This is a genomic window from Niveispirillum sp. SYP-B3756, assembly GCF_009495745.1.
Taxonomy (GTDB): Bacteria; Pseudomonadota; Alphaproteobacteria; order Azospirillales; family Azospirillaceae; genus Niveispirillum.
The window spans coordinates 151,366-166,555 of record NZ_WIDQ01000006.1 but is presented as its reverse complement, the minus strand read 5'-3'; the positions used below and the strand labels follow the sequence as shown (position 1 = coordinate 166,555).

The 15,190-nt window shown below is 69.3% G+C and carries 14 protein-coding genes and 2 riboswitches; of the genes, 12 read left to right on the top strand and 2 right to left on the bottom strand.

What is annotated here, in order from left to right; genetic code table 11:
• Nucleotides 1-32: 32 nt before the first annotated feature.
• A riboswitch (cobalamin riboswitch) is annotated at nucleotides 33-255 on the bottom strand.
• Nucleotides 256-299: 44 nt separating this feature from the next.
• Nucleotides 300-544, top strand: a riboswitch (cobalamin riboswitch).
• 116 nt (nucleotides 545-660) lie between these two features.
• Genes GE253_RS14355 through GE253_RS14325 form a run of 7 tightly spaced genes read left to right on the top strand, consistent with a single transcriptional unit; the run spans nucleotide 661 to nucleotide 8,725 of the window.
• Nucleotides 661-1,077 carry a DUF1636 domain-containing protein gene (locus tag GE253_RS14355; RefSeq protein WP_153204807.1) on the top strand — a complete coding sequence of 139 codons (417 nt, stop codon included), beginning with the start codon at nucleotides 661-663 and terminating at the stop codon, nucleotides 1,075-1,077.
• A gap of 12 nt (nucleotides 1,078-1,089) precedes the next feature.
• Nucleotides 1,090-2,124 carry a cobalamin biosynthesis protein CobW gene (cobW, locus tag GE253_RS14350; RefSeq protein WP_153204806.1) on the top strand — a complete coding sequence of 345 codons (1,035 nt, stop codon included), beginning with the start codon at nucleotides 1,090-1,092 and terminating at the stop codon, nucleotides 2,122-2,124.
• 6 nt (nucleotides 2,125-2,130) lie between these two features.
• Complete coding sequence (gene cobN / locus GE253_RS14345; protein ID WP_153204805.1) at nucleotides 2,131-5,394, top strand: cobaltochelatase subunit CobN; 3,264 nt, start codon at nucleotides 2,131-2,133, stop codon at nucleotides 5,392-5,394.
• Nucleotides 5,391-6,596 (top strand): hypothetical protein, encoded by a 1,206-nt coding sequence (locus GE253_RS14340; RefSeq protein ID WP_153204804.1) that lies wholly within the window; start codon nucleotides 5,391-5,393, stop codon nucleotides 6,594-6,596. Before cobN ends, GE253_RS14340 begins: the two co-directional genes overlap by 4 nt.
• Nucleotides 6,586-7,215, top strand: a complete 630-nt coding sequence (locus tag GE253_RS14335) for a precorrin-8X methylmutase (protein WP_153204803.1) — start codon at nucleotides 6,586-6,588, stop codon at nucleotides 7,213-7,215. Before GE253_RS14340 ends, GE253_RS14335 begins: the two co-directional genes overlap by 11 nt.
• A complete protein-coding gene (locus GE253_RS14330) occupies nucleotides 7,212-7,964 on the top strand; it encodes a precorrin-2 C(20)-methyltransferase (RefSeq protein ID WP_153204802.1) in 753 nt (250 codons plus the stop codon). Before GE253_RS14335 ends, GE253_RS14330 begins: the two co-directional genes overlap by 4 nt.
• Entirely contained in the window at nucleotides 7,961-8,725 is a 765-nt protein-coding gene (locus GE253_RS14325) for a precorrin-3B C(17)-methyltransferase (protein ID WP_153204801.1), read from the top strand. The genes GE253_RS14330 and GE253_RS14325 overlap by 4 nt, the downstream gene beginning before the upstream one ends.
• On the opposite strand, the gene GE253_RS14320 is transcribed toward GE253_RS14325, so the two are convergent.
• Nucleotides 8,692-9,471, bottom strand: coding sequence for a cobalt-precorrin-6A reductase (locus GE253_RS14320; RefSeq protein ID WP_153204800.1), 780 nt, complete (start codon nucleotides 9,469-9,471; stop codon nucleotides 8,692-8,694). The genes GE253_RS14325 and GE253_RS14320 overlap by 34 nt on opposite strands.
• A gap of 5 nt (nucleotides 9,472-9,476) precedes the next feature.
• Between GE253_RS14320 and cbiE the strand changes: the two genes are divergently transcribed.
• From cbiE to cobM, 3 genes are read left to right on the top strand one after another with little or no spacing between them, the layout of a single operon-like run.
• A complete protein-coding gene (gene cbiE, locus GE253_RS14315) occupies nucleotides 9,477-10,727 on the top strand; it encodes a precorrin-6y C5,15-methyltransferase (decarboxylating) subunit CbiE (RefSeq protein WP_247878662.1) in 1,251 nt (416 codons plus the stop codon).
• A complete protein-coding gene (locus GE253_RS14310; protein WP_173012643.1) occupies nucleotides 10,721-11,149 on the top strand; it encodes a cobalamin biosynthesis protein in 429 nt (142 codons plus the stop codon). The genes cbiE and GE253_RS14310 overlap by 7 nt, the downstream gene beginning before the upstream one ends.
• Complete coding sequence (gene cobM / locus GE253_RS14305; RefSeq protein WP_153204798.1) at nucleotides 11,146-11,922, top strand: precorrin-4 C(11)-methyltransferase; 777 nt, start codon at nucleotides 11,146-11,148, stop codon at nucleotides 11,920-11,922. Before GE253_RS14310 ends, cobM begins: the two co-directional genes overlap by 4 nt.
• On the opposite strand, the gene GE253_RS14300 is transcribed toward cobM, so the two are convergent.
• Nucleotides 11,877-13,007, bottom strand: coding sequence for a cobalt-precorrin-5B (C(1))-methyltransferase (locus tag GE253_RS14300; RefSeq protein WP_153204797.1), 1,131 nt, complete (start codon nucleotides 13,005-13,007; stop codon nucleotides 11,877-11,879). The two genes, cobM and GE253_RS14300, sit on opposite strands and share 46 nt — an antisense overlap.
• Before the next feature lie 29 nt (nucleotides 13,008-13,036).
• Between GE253_RS14300 and cobA the strand changes: the two genes are divergently transcribed.
• Together cobA and GE253_RS14290 are read left to right on the top strand one after the other, a co-directional pair.
• Entirely contained in the window at nucleotides 13,037-13,822 is a 786-nt protein-coding gene (gene cobA / locus GE253_RS14295) for a uroporphyrinogen-III C-methyltransferase (RefSeq protein ID WP_153204796.1), read from the top strand.
• Nucleotides 13,822-15,135 (top strand): cobyrinate a,c-diamide synthase, encoded by a 1,314-nt coding sequence (locus tag GE253_RS14290; protein ID WP_153204795.1) that lies wholly within the window; start codon nucleotides 13,822-13,824, stop codon nucleotides 15,133-15,135. Before cobA ends, GE253_RS14290 begins: the two co-directional genes overlap by 1 nt.
• Nucleotides 15,136-15,190: the final 55 nt, after the last annotated feature.

Genomic DNA, 15,190 nt, shown 5'->3' with positions numbered 1-15,190 from the left:
TTCCTCCTCTGCGTCCTCCCTCCGAGGACGGTTACGGCTATGGTTCCAGCGGCAGGTCTCCTGGCTTGCGGCTGATGGCGCGTCGGGTCCGCCTTCCCGGTTTTCAAGCATGAAAACCAGTGGCCTGAATGGACCGAACGCTCGCCGCACACAGTTGCGGGGGCAGCCGCGGCTTCTGGCCGGATGGGGTCCGGCCGACCGCGTTCCCTTTTCATGCCGGTATTGAAACCGGCAACCGATGGAATGCGCTGGCACTATGGGGCCAAGTCGGGATGATTGACAAGCGCCTCCGCCATCGGTCTATTGCCCATTGCGCCGGTCGCCGGCCGGGCCTGAGCAACCCGGTCGGCGTTAAAAGGGAACACGGACCTGATGTTTTGCCCAATCCGATAAGCGGGACGGGCACATTGGCGACCGTGGCTGCCCCCGCAACTGTGTGTGGCGAGCCTGTTCCATCCAGGCCACTGGTTCTTTCAAGAACCGGGAAGGCGGAACAGGTGATGACCCATGAGCCAGGAGACCTGCCGCGCGTCAGGGACGGTTTCGGGCGGGGTGCCCCGGTGCCGGTCGGCCAGCTTTCTGCCTGCGCCGATGGAGCCGCCTTGATCGCGGTGCTTCCCTGTCCGGCATCCCTGGAAAGAACGGCCGGATACGGGGAAAATGACCGACCAGATGATCATTGCGGCGGATGCGGGGCCGGTTCGGCCCGTGGTGTCCGTCTGCCGTTCCTGCCGGGGGCCCGATGCGCCGCCGGACTTGGCCCCCGACCAGCGGCCGGGGGCCGTGCTGGCGCGCGGCCTGTGCGACAGCCAGCCCGATGATGTGGCGGTGCAGGTGGTGGATTGCCTGGGCAACTGCAACCGTGGCCCCTCTGCCGCGCTGCAATGTGCCGGGCGCTGGCAATATCTGTTCGGGGAGATTGACCCCGCCAGCGGCCCCGCCGACCTGCTGGCCGCCGCCCGGCTGCTGGCGGAGGCGCAGGATGGGTTGCTGCCCTGGCGCACCCGCCCGCCGGCCCTGAAAAAAGGGCTGATCGCCCGCCTGCCCGCCTTCCCCGCCCCCATCGCCGCCGGCTGAAAGTCCAAAACCATGAGCAATCTCAACAAGGTGCCCTGCACCATCATCACCGGCTTTCTGGGTGCCGGCAAAACCACCCTGGTCCGCCACCTGCTGGGCAATGCCGGCGGGCGGCGGCTGGCGGTGATCGTCAATGAATTCGGCGATGTCGGCGTGGATGGCACGCTGTTGAAGGGTTGCGGTGACGAATCCTGCCCGGATGAAAATATCGTCGAACTGGCCAATGGCTGCCTGTGCTGCACCGTGGCCGATGATTTTGCGCCCACGCTGGATGTGCTGCTGGCCCGCCAGCCGGCGGTCGAGCATATCCTGATTGAAACCAGCGGTCTGGCCCTGCCCAAACCGCTGGTGCAGGCCTTCAACTGGCCGGCGATCAAGGGAAGGGTGACGGTGGATGCCGTGGTAGCCGTGGTGGATGGTGCCGCCCTGGCCGATGGTCAGGTTGCCGGCGATCTGGCCGCCCTGGAAAGCCAGCGCGCCGCCGATCCGGCGCTGGACCATGACAACCCGCTGGAAGAAGTGTTCGGCGATCAGATTGCCTGTGCCGATCTGGTGGTGCTGACCAAGGATGATCTGCTGGACGCGGCGGGACAGGCCCGCGCCCGCGCCGCCGTGGAACGCGCGCTGCCGCGCGGCGTCGGCATCATCCCCGCCGTGGAAGGCCGCGTGTCGCCCGACCTGCTGCTGGGCCTGGGGCTGGCGACAGAACAGGATATTGAAAACCGTCGCACCCATCATGACGCGGAAGAAGACCATGATCATGATGATTTCGACAGTGTGGTGGTGCCCATGCCGCCAGTGGCCGATGCCGCCGCCCTGACCGCCCGGATCGAGGCGTTGGCCCGTGACCATGGCATTCTGCGGGTGAAGGGCCATGTCGCCGTTATCGGCAAGCCGATGCGGCTGGCCGTGCAGGCGGTGGGAGGCCGGGTGAACCAATATTATGACCGGCTGTGGGACAAGTTTGAGGAACGGCAGGGCAAGCTGGTGGCCATCGGGCTGCACGGGTTTGACCGCGCCGCCGTCGCCGCCCTTCTGGCCGGCTGATCCAGCATGCATCTTCTGGCCACCAGCAGCGCCCTTCTGGATGAGCAATCGGCAGCCGTCGATATTGCCCAGCCGGTGGCCGACGTGCTGGTGGCCAGTTTTTCCGACAGTGACCTGCAATCACTGGGGGCGGCCCATGCCGCCGCGGGTGTGGGGTGGAGCCTGGGGCTGGTCAATCTGCGCGTGTTGGCGCACCCGATGTCAGTCGATCTGTGGCTGGACCGCACGGCCCGCCATGCCAAACTGATCGTGGTGCGGGTGCTGGGCGGGCTGGATTGGTGGCGCTATGGTGCCGAAAGTCTGGCCCAGCGCTGCCAGCGCCATGGCATCCAACTGGCCCTGCTGCCGGGGGAGGATCGGGACGATCCACGGCTGGCGGAACGCTCCACCCTGCCCGGCCCCACCTTGTCCCGCCTGCTGGCCCTGTTCCGTGCCGGCGGACTGGCCAATGCCGACGGGCTGGTGCGGGGGCTGGGCAGCCTGCTGGATGGCGGGGATGATATTCCCGATGCCGTGGCCGCCCCCCTGGTCGCCCCCTATACCATGGCCGGCAACGGCTCGGCGGGGCGGGTGGTGGTATTGCTCTACCGGTCCCAGGTGCTGGCCGGTGATACCGCCCCGGCGGATATGCTGATCGAAAGGCTGGCGGCGGCGGGGGTGGCAGTCCATGCCTTCCACCTGCCAGGGCTGAAGGTGCCGGGCGTGGCCGACGCCCTGGCCGCCCACAACATTGGCCCGGTCGATCTGGTATTGACGCTGACGGCGTTTGGCGGTGGCGGCGACCTGCCCTTTGGCGATGCGCCCCTGCTGCATCTGGTCAATGCCACCACCCTGCGCGATGCCTGGGCGGCGTCCGACCGGGGCCTGGGTGCATCGGACCTTGCCATGCATGTGGTGCTGCCGGAAATTGATGGCCGGGTGCTAAGCGGGGCGATTGCCTTCAAACAGGCTGATGATGCCACCGCCGTGGCCCTCTCCCGCCCAGAACCGGCCTTGCTGGACCGGGTGGTGGAACGGGTGCTCGCCCGGCTGCGGCTGCGCCATACCCCGGCAGCCCAGCGTCGGCTGGTGATCCTGCTGCCCGATTATCCGGGGGCGGCGGGGCGGGAGGCCTATGCCGTGGGGCTGGATGTACCGGCCAGCCTGCGCGCCATCATCAATCTGTTGCAGGGGGCCGGTTGGCAGACCGGGCCGCTGCCGGCAACTGACCGCGCCCTGCTGGATGGCATCATCCGGGGCGACGCCGTCGCCCACCTGTCCCTGTCCGCCTATCAGGCATGGCTGGATACGCACCCGGACGCCGCCCGCCGGATGCTGGAAGCCTGGGGACCGCCGCAGGATGACCCGGTATTCCGCGATGGGGCCTTCCACTTCCGCGCCCTGGCCTGCGGCCCGCACTGGCTGGCCCTGCCGCCCGAACGCGGGCGGTTTGATCAGCGCCGGGCCGATTACCATGATGTCAGCCTGCCGCCGCGCCATGGGCTGATGGCGTTCTGCCACTGGATGCAGGCACAGGCGCCCCACGCCCTGTTGCATCTGGGGGCGCATGGCACGCTGGAATGGCTGCCCGGCAAGGCCGTGGCGCTGACGCCGGATTGCTTCCCCGAACTGGCGGTGGCCGCCCTGCCGGTGATCTATCCCTTCATCCTGACCAATCCGGGCGAAGCGGCACAGGCCAAGCGTCGGCTGGCCGCTATCACCCCCGGCCACCTGCCCCCGCCGCTGGCGGAAGGCTCGCTGACCGGCCCGATGGCGGAGCTGGAACGGCTGGTGGAGGAATATGCCCAGGCCGATGGGGTGGACCCGCGCCGGCGCGACCGGCTGGGCAGCCTGATCCTGGATGAAGCCCGCGCCCAAGGCCTGCTTTCCACCCTTGGCCTGGAAAGCCAGGAGGGTGGGGAGGCACTGCGCCGCATTGATGCCTGGCTTTGCGACCTGAAGGATATGGCGCTGCAGGATGGCTTGCATATTTACGGCCAGGCCCCGGCGGGGGCAGCACCTGAGATCATCGCCAGTGCGACGGGTGAACGCGATGGGCTGGTGACTGCGCTGGCGGGCCGGCACCTGCCCCCCGGCCCGGCGGGCGCACCGGCGCGGGGCCGGCTGGATGTGCTGCCCAGCGGGCGCAACCTGTTCACCAGCGATCCCCGCACCCTGCCCACCCCCACCGCCTTTGCCCTGGCGCGCAAGGCCGCCGACGCGGTGATCCGCCTGCATCTGCAGGAAAAGGGGGAGATGCCGCGTCAACTGGTGCTGGACCTGTGGGGCAGCGCCGGCCTGCGCACGGGCGGGGAGGAGGTGGCGCAGGTTCTTGCCTTCCTGGGTTGCCGCCCCCTGTGGGAACCGGCCACGGGCCGGGTGCGCGGGGTGGAGGTGCTGCCCCCCGCCGTGCTGGACTGGCCGCGCGTGGATGTCACCTGCCGCCTGTCCGGCCTGTTCCGCGACCTGTTCCCGGCCCAGATCGCCCTGCTGGACAGCGCCATCCAGGCGGTGGCCGCCCGCGATGAAAGTGATGAGGATAATCCCCTGGCGGCCGCATCCCGCGCCGGGGACGATCTGTTGCGTCTGTTCAGTTGCGCGCCGGGCCGCTATGGCAGCGGCATTGATGGCGCGCTCTCCGACCCCAGCATCAACGCCGCCGATCTGGCGGGGGCCTATCTGGAAGCCGCCGGTTTTGCGCTGAAGGCGGATGGCGGCATGATCCCCGCCCCCGGTGCCTTCGCCCGGCGGGTACAGGGGGCCGATCTGCTGGTGCATGGAGCGGACGATCCGCACCGCGACCTGTTGCAGGGCGGGGCCGATGCCAATTTCATCGGCGGTTTCGCGCTGGCGGCACGGGCCGATGCCGGGCTGATCGTCCTGGATACCAGCAACCCCGACCAGCCCCGCCCCCGCCCGCTGGCGGCCGCCCTTGCCCGCATCGTGCGGGGCCGTGCGGCCCATCCGCGCCATATCCAGGGCCTGATGCGCCATGGCCCGCGCGGCGGGGCGGAAATGGCGGAGGCGGTGGACCGGCTGGCCGATTTCGCCCGCGCCACAAAGGGCCGGGGGCCGGAGGGTGGATCGCTGGTGGATGGGGTGCTGTTCGACCTGCTGTTCGATGCCTATCTGGGCGATCCCGCCGTGGCGGATTTCCTGGCGCGGGAAAACCCCGCTGCCGGGCGCGCCATCGCTGAACGGCTGGACTGGTTGCGGCGGGATGGGCTGTGGCCCTGCCGCCGCAACGATCTGTCACCCTTGTCCCGCTGGCTGGAAGGGGAAGCGGCATGAATAAACCCACCCCCCGCCGCGACTGCCCCAGCCTGGCCCGGCCCATGCGCACAGGCGATGGGCTGATGCTGCGCCTGACACCCATCGCCCCCATGCCAGCCGCCGCCTGGGCCGAACTGGCCGATGTGGCGGAGGGGTTGGGCAATGGGCTGATCGACCTGACGCTGCGCGGGGCGGTGCAGGTGCGGGGGCTGAGGGATGAAACGGTGGCGGCGGCCCAGGCTCGGCTGCTGGAGGTCGGTTTCGTGGAAAGCCGCCCGGTGCTGGCCACCGACCCGCTGGGGCCGGATGACCCCCACGCCATGGGCGACAGCCACGCCCTGGCCGCCCGGCTGGCCGATCTGCTGACCACCCAACCGCTGCCCCCTGGCCTGCCGCCCAAGGTGACAGTGGCGCTGGATGCGGCGGGCCGACTGGACCAACTGACCGCCGACCTGCGCCTGCGCTGGGTGGGGGTGGATCGGTTGTGGCTGATTGTGGGGGATCGGGTGGTGGACGAAAGCCGGGCGGATTCCGGCCCGGCGCTGGTACGGGATTATCTGGAACGTATGGCGCGGGCAGGGTGCCGGGGGGTGGATTTCCATTCTTCAATAGCGCTCCCCCTTTCCGTCACCCCGGCGCAGGCCAGGGTCCAGAATGCCAAGCACCTTGCTCCACGAAACTGGACCCCGGCCTGCGCCGGGGTGACGGTAGAAGGGGGCGGAGCGGTCGCCACAGAAGCTCACTTTGTTTCAGCGCCCCTCCCCCTCGGCCCCATCACCCCCGACATCCATCTGCTGGTCCCCGCCTTTGGCGCGCTGACATGCGCGCAATTGCAGGAACTGCTGGCCACGCCGGGCCTCACCGCGCTGCGGCCAGCGGCGGGGCGGCGGCTGGCGGTATGGGGGTCGCAGGGGGCAGGCTGCTTCCCGCCCTTCCTTGCCACCGACGATGCCGATCCGCGGCTGGCCGTCTCCGCCTGTCCGGGCGCACCGTCCTGCGGATCGGCCTTGCGGCCCACGCGGGCGCTGGCCACGGCATTGGCGGAAGGGAATTACGGAGTGCTGCATTTGTCAGGCTGTGGCAAAGGCTGCGGGGCACCGGGGGATGGCACCGCACAGGCCATCGCCACGGCGGATGGTTGGGATTTACAAGGGGATGATGTCAGCCGGCTTGCCGCCGGGCTGGCCGCCATGGGGGAAAGGCGAAACGATGCCTTATGAGTATGAAAAGGATGGGGCGGCCATTTACCGCCAGTCCTTTGCCACCATCCGGGCAGAGGCGGACCTGTCCCGCTTCGATGGGCAAGAGGCAGAGGTGGCCATCCGCATGATCCATGCCTGCGGCATGGTGGACGCAGCACGCCATTTCGCTTTTGCCCCCGGTGCCGTGGCCCAGGCCGCCCAGGCCCTGCGCGCGGGTGCCCCCATCCTGTGTGATGCGGAAATGGTGGCCCGTGGCGTCACCCGGTCCCGCCTGCCCGCCGATAACCGGGTGATCTGCCACCTGCACCATACCGATGTGCCGGCCTTGGCCGAACGGCTGGGCACCACCCGGTCGGCGGCAGCGCTGGAGCTGTGGCGCGATGATCTGGCCGGCAGCGTGGTGGCCATCGGCAATGCCCCCACCGCCCTGTTCCACCTGCTGGAAATGCTGGAGGCAGGGGCACCCCAGCCGGCGGCCATCATCGGGATGCCGGTGGGCTTTGTCGGCGCGATGGAATCCAAGCAGGCGCTGATGGCGGTTGCCCCCGCCCTGCCCTGGCTGACCGTAAAGGGGCGGCTGGGCGGCAGCGCCATGACGGCAGCCGCCATCAACGCGCTGGCGGGGCTGACAGCATGACGGGGCGGCTTTATGGCGTGGGCACTGGCCCCGGCGACCCGGAATTGATGACGCTGAAGGCCGCCCGCCTGATCCGCGAGGCCCCCGTGGTGGCGCGCTTCTGCAAGGCGGGGCGGCTGGGCAACGCCGGCACCACGGTGGCCGGCCTGATGCGCGCCGATGTGGTGGTGGAAGAACTGGCCTATCCGGTGACAACCGAACTGCCGCTGCACAGCGATGCCTATCGCAGCCGGATCACCGCTTTTTACGAGGAATCCGCCGCCCGCATCGCCACCCATCTGGCCGTCGGGCGTGATGTGGTGGTGCTGTCGGAGGGCGACCCGCTGTTCTACGGCTCCTACATGCATCTGCACCGAAGGCTGGCCGGACGCTTCCCGGTGGAGGTGGTGCCGGGTGTCACCGGCATGGCCGCCTGCTGGGCCGCCGCTGGGGTGCCAATCGCCCAGGGTGACGATGTGCTGTGCGTGTTGCCTGGCACGTTGGGGGAGGATGCGCTGGCCGAACGGCTGGCCGGGGCCGATGCCGCCGTGATCATGAAGGTGGGTGGCAACCTGCCGAAAATCCGCCGGGCGCTGGCCCGCGCCGGGCGGCTGGATGAAGCGCTCTATGTCGAACGCGGCAGCCAGCCGGGGCAGCAGGTGATGCCACTGGCGGAACGGGATGCCGACCTGCCCGCCCCCTATTTCTCCATCATCCTGCTGCCCGGCTGGCAGGATGCGGCATTGGCGCAGGCGGAGGCGGCTGAATGAGCGGCCATCTTGCCATTATCGGGCTGGGGCCCGGCCCGGCAGACCAGATCACCCCGCAAGCCGCCGAGGCCCTGGCGCGGGCCGACTGGCTGCTGGGCTATGGCCCCTATCTGGACCGGCTCCACCTCGCCCCGCATCAGCGCATCGTGCCCACCGACAATAGGGAGGAAGCGGCCAGGGCCGCCCATGCCCTGCGGCTGGTGGCAGAGGAAGGGCGGCAGGTGGCGATGGTGACAGGCGGCGACCCCGGCGTGTTCGCCATGGCCGCCGCCGTGCTGGAACAGATGGAACAAGGGCCGCCAGCATGGCGCACGGTGGAGATGCAGATCATCCCCGGCATCACCGCCATGCTGGCCGTGGCGGCGCGCGTCGGTGCGCCCTTGGGGCATGATTTCTGCGCCATTTCGCTGTCGGACAACCTGAAACCCTGGTCGGTGATTGAAAACCGCCTGCGCGCCGCCGCCACGGGCGGCTTCGTCATGGCCTTCTATAACCCCCGCTCCAAGGCACGACCGCACCAGTTGGGCCAAGCATTGGCCCTGCTGCGTGACCTGCTGCCCGGCACGGTGCCGGTTATTTTCGGCCGCGCCATCGGCCGGCCGGATGAAAGCGTGATCTTCACAACGCTGGCGGCGGCTGACCCCGAACAGGTGGATATGTCCACCTGTGTGCTGATTGGCACGGCGGAAACCAGGGTGCTGGAACGGCCAGGGCTGGAACCGCTGGTCTATACCCCCCGCGCCATCGCGGGGCCGGTTTGATGCAGCAGGCCCAGCACCCCCGCCACATTCTCCACCCGCAGACCGGCGGACTTATCCGGGCGGGCCACCATGATGACGGGGATACCCAACGCGCGCGCCGCATCCAGCTTGGCGCGCGCTGCCTCCCCCCCGCTGTTCTTGGACAGGATATGGCTGATGCGGTGCTGGCGCAGCAGGGCCAACTCGCCCTCCAGGCTGAACGGTCCCCGGTCCAGCAGGCATTCCAGATGCGGCAGGGGCAAGGGCGGGTCGATGGGATCGACGCTGCGGATCAGATAATGATGCTGCGGGGCGGCCAGCAGGGGGGCCACCTCCTGCCGGCCCAGGGTTACAAAGACGCGGGCGGCAGCCGGCCCGAGGGCCGCCACCGCCGCCGGCACATCGGCCACCATGCGCCAATCATCGCCGGCCTGCGGCACCCAGCCGGGCCGGTGGAGGGAGATCAGGGGCACCTCCGCCAGCGCCGCCGCCTGCACCGCATTGGCGGAAATGCGGGCAGCGAAAGGATGGGTGGCATCCACCAGCAGGCTGAACCCGCCCGCCCGCAGATAATCGGCCAGCCCCGCCGCCCCGCCAAAACCACCCACACGGGTGGGCACCGGCATGGCCAGGGGCGCCTTGGTGCGCCCGGCCAGCGACAATTCTACCCGCCGTCCCCCCTGTTCGGCCAGGGCCGCAGCCAGCAGCCGGGCATCGGTGGTGCCGCCCAGGATCAAGATGGATGGGGCGGAATAAAGCGGGGGCATGGCTGATGGCGGGTCCGGCAATGGAAAATCCGGCGGATCATGCCGCCCCCACCCCCTGGCTGTCCATCATTGGCATCGGAGAGGATGGGCTGGAGGGTTTGGGTGCCGCTGCGCGTGAGGCCCTGGCCGCTGCCGAACTGGTGTTCGGTGGCCAGCGTCATTTGTCGCTGGCGGCATCGCTGATCCAGGGGCAGGCACAGCCCTGGCCCAGCCCGTTTGCCGATGGCATCAGTGCCGTGCTGGCCGCACGCGGGCGGGCCGTGGCGGTGCTGGCATCGGGCGACCCGTTCCTTTACGGGGTGGGGGCGACAATGGCACCGCATCTGTCGGCGGGGGAATGGATTGCTTATCCGGCCCCGTCGGCCCCCGCCCTGGCCGCATCCCGGCTGGGCTGGCCACTGGCCGACGTGCAGATTGTCAGCCTGCATGGCCGCGACATCACCCGCCTGCGCCCGCATCTGCACCCCGGCCAACGCCTGTTATTGCTCACCAGCGACGGGCAGGCCCCGGCAGCCATCTCGCAGATGCTGGTGACGGACGGGTTCGGCCCCTCCCAACTGACCCTGTTCAACCGGCTGGGCGGGCCGGCGGAAAGCCGGGCCGATGGCAGCGCGCGGGATTTCACCGGTATCAGCGCCGATCCGCTGAACCTGCTGGCCGTCACCGTGGCTGCGGAAGCGGCGGCACAATTGCCCCGGCTGACGCCGGGCCTGCCGGATGACTGGTTTCAGCATGATGGGCAGATCACCAAGGCCCCCGTCCGGGCGCTGACCCTGGCCGCCCTCTCCCCCCGCCGGGGGGAATTGCTGTGGGATCTGGGGGCGGGGTCCGGCTCCATCGCCATTGAATGGTGCCTGCGTCATCCGGCCCAACGCGCCATCGCCGTGGAACGCCACCCCGACCGCGCCACCCGCATCGCGGCAAATGCCCGCCGTTTCGGCGTGCCCGATCTGACCATCATCACCGCCGACAGCACCGACGCCATCGCCACCCTGCCCACCCCCGATGCCATCTTCATCGGGGGCGGTGCGAAAGCGGGCCTGCTGGCCGCTTGCCGTGAAGCGCTGCACCCCGGCGGGCGGCTGGTGGTGAATGCGGTGACGCTGGAAACAGAAGCCCTGTTGCTGGCCGAACATGCCGCCCATGGGGGCAGCCTGCTGCGGCTGGACATTGCCCAGGCGGCCCCCGTCGGCCCGCTTACCGGCTGGCGCCCCGCCATGCCCATCGTGCAATGGCGCTGGGAAAAACCATGGTAGGCCGCCCCCTGATCGCCGGCATCGGCTGCCGCCGGGGCACGTCGCTGGCAGCGCTGTCCAGCGCGCTGAACGACGCCTTGGCCAACGCCGATCGCACCCGCGCCGACCTGACGGCCCTGGCCAGTTGGACCGGCAAGGGGGACGAACCCGGCCTGCTGGCTCTGGCGGAGGGCTGGGGTTTGCCCCTGCATCTGCTGGATAGCGACACCCTCACCGCCCAGCCGGTCAGCCAGCCCAGCGCCGCCGTCACCACCCTGACCGGCCTGCCCTCTGTCGCCGAAGCCGCCGCCCTTGCCATCGCCGGCCCCAACGCCCGCCCCCTGCTGCCCCGCCATGTGGCCGGCGGGGTGGTGGTGGCCCTGGTGGAGGGGGATAAATTAATGCCAGAACAGCACAATTCCACGCCTGAGGCTCGCCCATGACGACCATCCATTTCATCGGCGCCGGCCCCGGTGCGGCGGACCTGATCACCGTGCGCGGGCGTGACCTGCTGGCAGGGTGTGAGGTCTGCCTTTATGCCGGTTCGGTCGTCTCACCCGAGGTTTTGTCCTGGTGCCGGCCCGGCGCGCGGCTGGTGGATACCGCCCCCTTGGACCTGGATGGCATCGTGGCCGAATTCCAGCGTGCCCAGGCCGATGGGCATGATGTGGCGCGGCTGCAATCGGGCGACCTGTCGATCTACAGCGCCGTGGCAGAACAGTTGCGGCGGCTGGACCAACTGGGCATCCAATATACGCTGACGCCGGGAGTACCGGCCTTTGCCGCCGCCGCCGCCACGCTGGGCCGGGAATTGACCGTGCCGGGCGTGGCGCAAACCCTGGTCTTGACCCGCATGTCGGGCCGCGCCTCGGCCATGCCGGAAGGGGAAAAACTGGCCGCCTATGCCGCCACCGGGGCTACGCTGGCCGTGCATCTGGCCATCCATGTGCTGGATGCGGTGGTGACGGAAGCCCTGCCGCATTACGGCCCCGCCTGCCCGGTGGCCGTGGTTTTCCGTGCCTCCTGGCCAGAGGAACGGGTGATCAAGGGCACGCTGGCCGATATTGTGGAAAGGGTGCGGCAAAGCCCGCCGGAACGCTCCGCCTTGATCCTGATCGGCCCGGCGCTGGATGCCGGGGATTTCCGCGAAAGCGCCCTTTACAGCCGCGATTATGACCGGCGGTTCCGCCCCACCGCGTCCGGGAAGGGTGCATGAGCCAACAGCACGCCCTGCCGGTCGAAGGCCAGCACCTCCACCAGAACGCCGCTGCCCTCGAGGGCGGCGGCCACAACGTTGCGGGCCTCCACTGCCACAAGGTCAGCCATGGCCGCCGCCTGTTGGCCGGCAATCACCAACGCCTCCCCCGCCCCGGCGGCACTGCGGATCAGGGCGATGCGTTCCGCCTCCACCCCGCAGCGGGCGGCGACCTCGGCCAGCCGGTCCAGATCCACCCGCCCACGCTTGGAATGCAGATCCATCAGCCCCTGGCCCAGCTTCACCATCTTGGCGATGCCGCCGGCGATGGACAGCCGTTCCACCGGGTGTCGGCGCAGATATTTCAACAGCCCGCCGACAAAATCCCCCATATCGATCAGAGCCTGTTCCGGCAGGCCATAGAGCGCCTGGATCGCCGCTTCGGAGGTGGAACCGGTGCTGCCGGCGATATGACGCAGGCCGAGCGCGCGGGCCACGTCCACCCCACGATGAATGCTGTCGATCCAGGCCGCACAGGAATAGGGCACCACAATCCCCGTGGTGCCCAGAATGGACAGGCCGCCGACAATGCCCAGCCGCCCGTTCAGGGTGTGGCGGGCCAGTTCCTGGCCATTCTCCACCCCAACCTCTATCTCAAGATCGGGTGGCAACCCGTTGTTCAGGCTGGACAGTTCAGCACTGATCATCCGCCGGGGGACGGGGTTGATGGCCGGTTCCCCCACCGCCAGCGGCAATCCTGGCCGTGTCACCGTGCCCACGCCATCGCCGGCCAGAAAGCGGATACCGGCCCCGCCATCCTGCCGGGGCCGCACACGGGCCCAGACCAGCGCCCCATGGGTGACATCGGGATCGTCGCCGGCATCCTTCACCACGCCAGCCATGGCAGCCCCCTCGCCCAGCGCCTCCCGCGCCAAGGCAAAGGCCGGTTGCTGGCCGCCCGGCAGGGTGATCTGCACCGGATCGGGGAACTGACCGGTCAACAGCGCCTGATACGCCGCCTTGGCGGCGGCGGTGGCGCAGGCCCCCGTCGTCCAGCCATGGCGCAGCGGACCCGTGGGTTTGAGCTGATCGGGATCATCATTCATAAGGGCTGCTATAATCGCAGGGCCGCATCATGACTAGTATTCTCCAGCACCTTGCCCATCTGCAAGGCGGCCATTTGCCGGAATTTGCCCCCGGCAGCGTCTGGCTGGCCGGGGCCGGGCCGGGCGATCCGGCACACCTGACCCTGGGCGTGGCCACAGCATTGTATCTGGCCGATGTGATTGTGCATGATGCGCTGGTGGATGATCGCGTGCTGGCCCTGGCGGCACCGGGAGCGGTGCTGGAATTTGCCGGCAAGCGCGGCGGCAAGCCATCGGCCCAGCAGGCCGATATCACCAGCCGGCTGATCGAACTGGCCCGCCAAGGCCGCCGCGTGCTGCGCCTGAAGGGCGGCGACCCGTTCATTTTTGGGCGCGGCGGGGAAGAGGTGGCGGCCCTGATCGCCGCCGGCATTCCCTTCCGCGTGCTGCCGGGGCTGACCTCTGGCCTGGCGGCACTGGCATTGTCGGGAATGCCCGGCACCATGCGGGGGGTGAACCAGGCCCTGGTGCTGGCCACCGGCCATGGGGCCGATGGGGAGGGCGCGCCGGATTGGGCAGCCCTGGCCCGGCTGGATCAGCCGATCCTGATCTATATGGGCATGAAGAACCTGCCCATCATCGCCACCGCCTTGATGGAAGGCGGGATGGGGGCAGACAAGCCCGCCGCCGCCATCGCCTGGGCCGGCACGGATAAACAACGCCGTATCACTGCAACCCTGGCCACCCTGGCCGATACCGCCGCACAGGCGGGCCTGGAAGCCCCTGCCATTCTGGTGATCGGGGATATTGCCGCAACCGACTTCAGGGGGCTGTGATGAAGGGATTGATCGTCGCCGCCCCACGTTCAGGCTCCGGCAAAACGCTGGTGACCTTGGGCCTGATGGCGGCAGCCCGGGCGCGCGGGCTGCGCGTGGCCGGCGCCAAGATCGGCCCGGATTATATCGACCCGGCCTTTCACACGGTGGCCACCGGATTGCCCAGCGTCAACCTGGATGGCTGGTCCATGCCGCCCGCCCTGGTGGATGAATTGGCCGCAAGACAGGCGGCGGATGCCGATATCGTCATCATGGAAGCGGCCATGGGCCTGTTTGATGGCGTGGCGGCAGAACCGGGGCGCAGCGGGGCCGGGGCCGATCTGGCCGCCCGGCTGGGCCTGCCGGTGCTGCTGGTGCTGGATGTTTCCGGCCAATCGCAGACGGCGGGGGCGCTCGCACTCGGCATGGCACGGTTTGACCCGGCGGTGACTGTCGCCGGCGTCATCGCCAACCGCGTGGCCAGCGACCGCCATGCCCAGCAGGTGGAACAGGGCCTAGCCCGCGCCGGCCTGCTGTTGCTGGGCTGCATCCCGCGTGACAATGATCTGGCCGTACCCGAACGCCATCTGGGATTGGTACAGGCCGGGGAGATTGCGGGGCTGGAAGCCCTGCTGGCCAAGCTGGGGGAAAGACTGGCGGCAGCGGTGGACCTGGATGCGCTGCTGGCCCTGGCCGGCCCCATCCGCACCCAGGTGCCCGACGCCGGCCACCTGATCCCCCCGCCCCCCGGCCAGCGGGTGGCCGTGGCCCGCGATGCCGCCTTCAGCTTTCTCTACCCACATCTGCTGGAAGGCTGGCGGACGCGCGGGGCGGAACTGTCTTTCTTCTCCCCCCTGGCCGATCAGGCACCGCCAGCGGATACCGATAGCTGCTGGCTGGCGGGCGGTTACCCGGAACTGCACGCCGGAGCGCTGGCAGCGGCGAAGAATTTCCGGGATGGGTTGGCCGATTTCGCCCGCACCCGCCCGGTGCATGGGGAATGCGGCGGTTACATGGTGCTGGGGCGCACGCTGGAGGATGCGGACGGGGTGACACACCGGATGGCCGGCCTGCTGGACCATGCCACAAGCTTCAAACGTCGCAAGCTGGCCCTGGGATACCGCCGCGCCGAGCTGCTGGCCGACGCCGCCCTGGGACCGGCAGGAATGCGGCTGCGCGGGCATGAGTTCCATTACGCCACGGTCAGCGACCCGGGCCACGACCAGCCGCTTTGCCGCCTGCACGACGCCACCGGCCGCGACCTGGGGCCCGCCGGCGGCGTGCACGGCCGGGTCAGCGGCAGTTTCCTGCATGTGATTTGTGGCGAGGGTTGAGACGCGGGGGACAAAAGCAATTGGCCCCCCCGAATCCCAACCGTCGCCACACCCC

What these genes read in the sequence shown, in the direction of transcription:
- cobN (WP_153204805.1), top strand. Translation starts at nt 2,131, where the DNA reads ATGCATCTTCTGGCCACCAGCAGCGCCCTTCTGGATGAGCAATCGGCA.
- GE253_RS14300 (WP_153204797.1), bottom strand. Translation starts at nt 13,007, where the DNA reads ATGAATGATGATCCCGATCAGCTCAAACCCACGGGTCCGCTGCGCCAT.
- cobW (WP_153204806.1), top strand. Translation starts at nt 1,090, where the DNA reads ATGAGCAATCTCAACAAGGTGCCCTGCACCATCATCACCGGCTTTCTG.
- GE253_RS14290 (WP_153204795.1), top strand. Translation starts at nt 13,822, where the DNA reads ATGAAGGGATTGATCGTCGCCGCCCCACGTTCAGGCTCCGGCAAAACG.
- cbiE (WP_247878662.1), top strand. Translation starts at nt 9,477, where the DNA reads ATGGCGGGTCCGGCAATGGAAAATCCGGCGGATCATGCCGCCCCCACC.
- GE253_RS14335 (WP_153204803.1), top strand. Translation starts at nt 6,586, where the DNA reads ATGCCTTATGAGTATGAAAAGGATGGGGCGGCCATTTACCGCCAGTCC.
- GE253_RS14320 (WP_153204800.1), bottom strand. Translation starts at nt 9,471, where the DNA reads ATGCCCCCGCTTTATTCCGCCCCATCCATCTTGATCCTGGGCGGCACC.
- GE253_RS14340 (WP_153204804.1), top strand. Translation starts at nt 5,391, where the DNA reads ATGAATAAACCCACCCCCCGCCGCGACTGCCCCAGCCTGGCCCGGCCC.
- GE253_RS14325 (WP_153204801.1), top strand. Translation starts at nt 7,961, where the DNA reads ATGAGCGGCCATCTTGCCATTATCGGGCTGGGGCCCGGCCCGGCAGAC.
- GE253_RS14330 (WP_153204802.1), top strand. Translation starts at nt 7,212, where the DNA reads ATGACGGGGCGGCTTTATGGCGTGGGCACTGGCCCCGGCGACCCGGAA.
- GE253_RS14310 (WP_173012643.1), top strand. Translation starts at nt 10,721, where the DNA reads ATGGTAGGCCGCCCCCTGATCGCCGGCATCGGCTGCCGCCGGGGCACG.
- cobA (WP_153204796.1), top strand. Translation starts at nt 13,037, where the DNA reads ATGACTAGTATTCTCCAGCACCTTGCCCATCTGCAAGGCGGCCATTTG.
- GE253_RS14355 (WP_153204807.1), top strand. Translation starts at nt 661, where the DNA reads ATGACCGACCAGATGATCATTGCGGCGGATGCGGGGCCGGTTCGGCCC.
- cobM (WP_153204798.1), top strand. Translation starts at nt 11,146, where the DNA reads ATGACGACCATCCATTTCATCGGCGCCGGCCCCGGTGCGGCGGACCTG.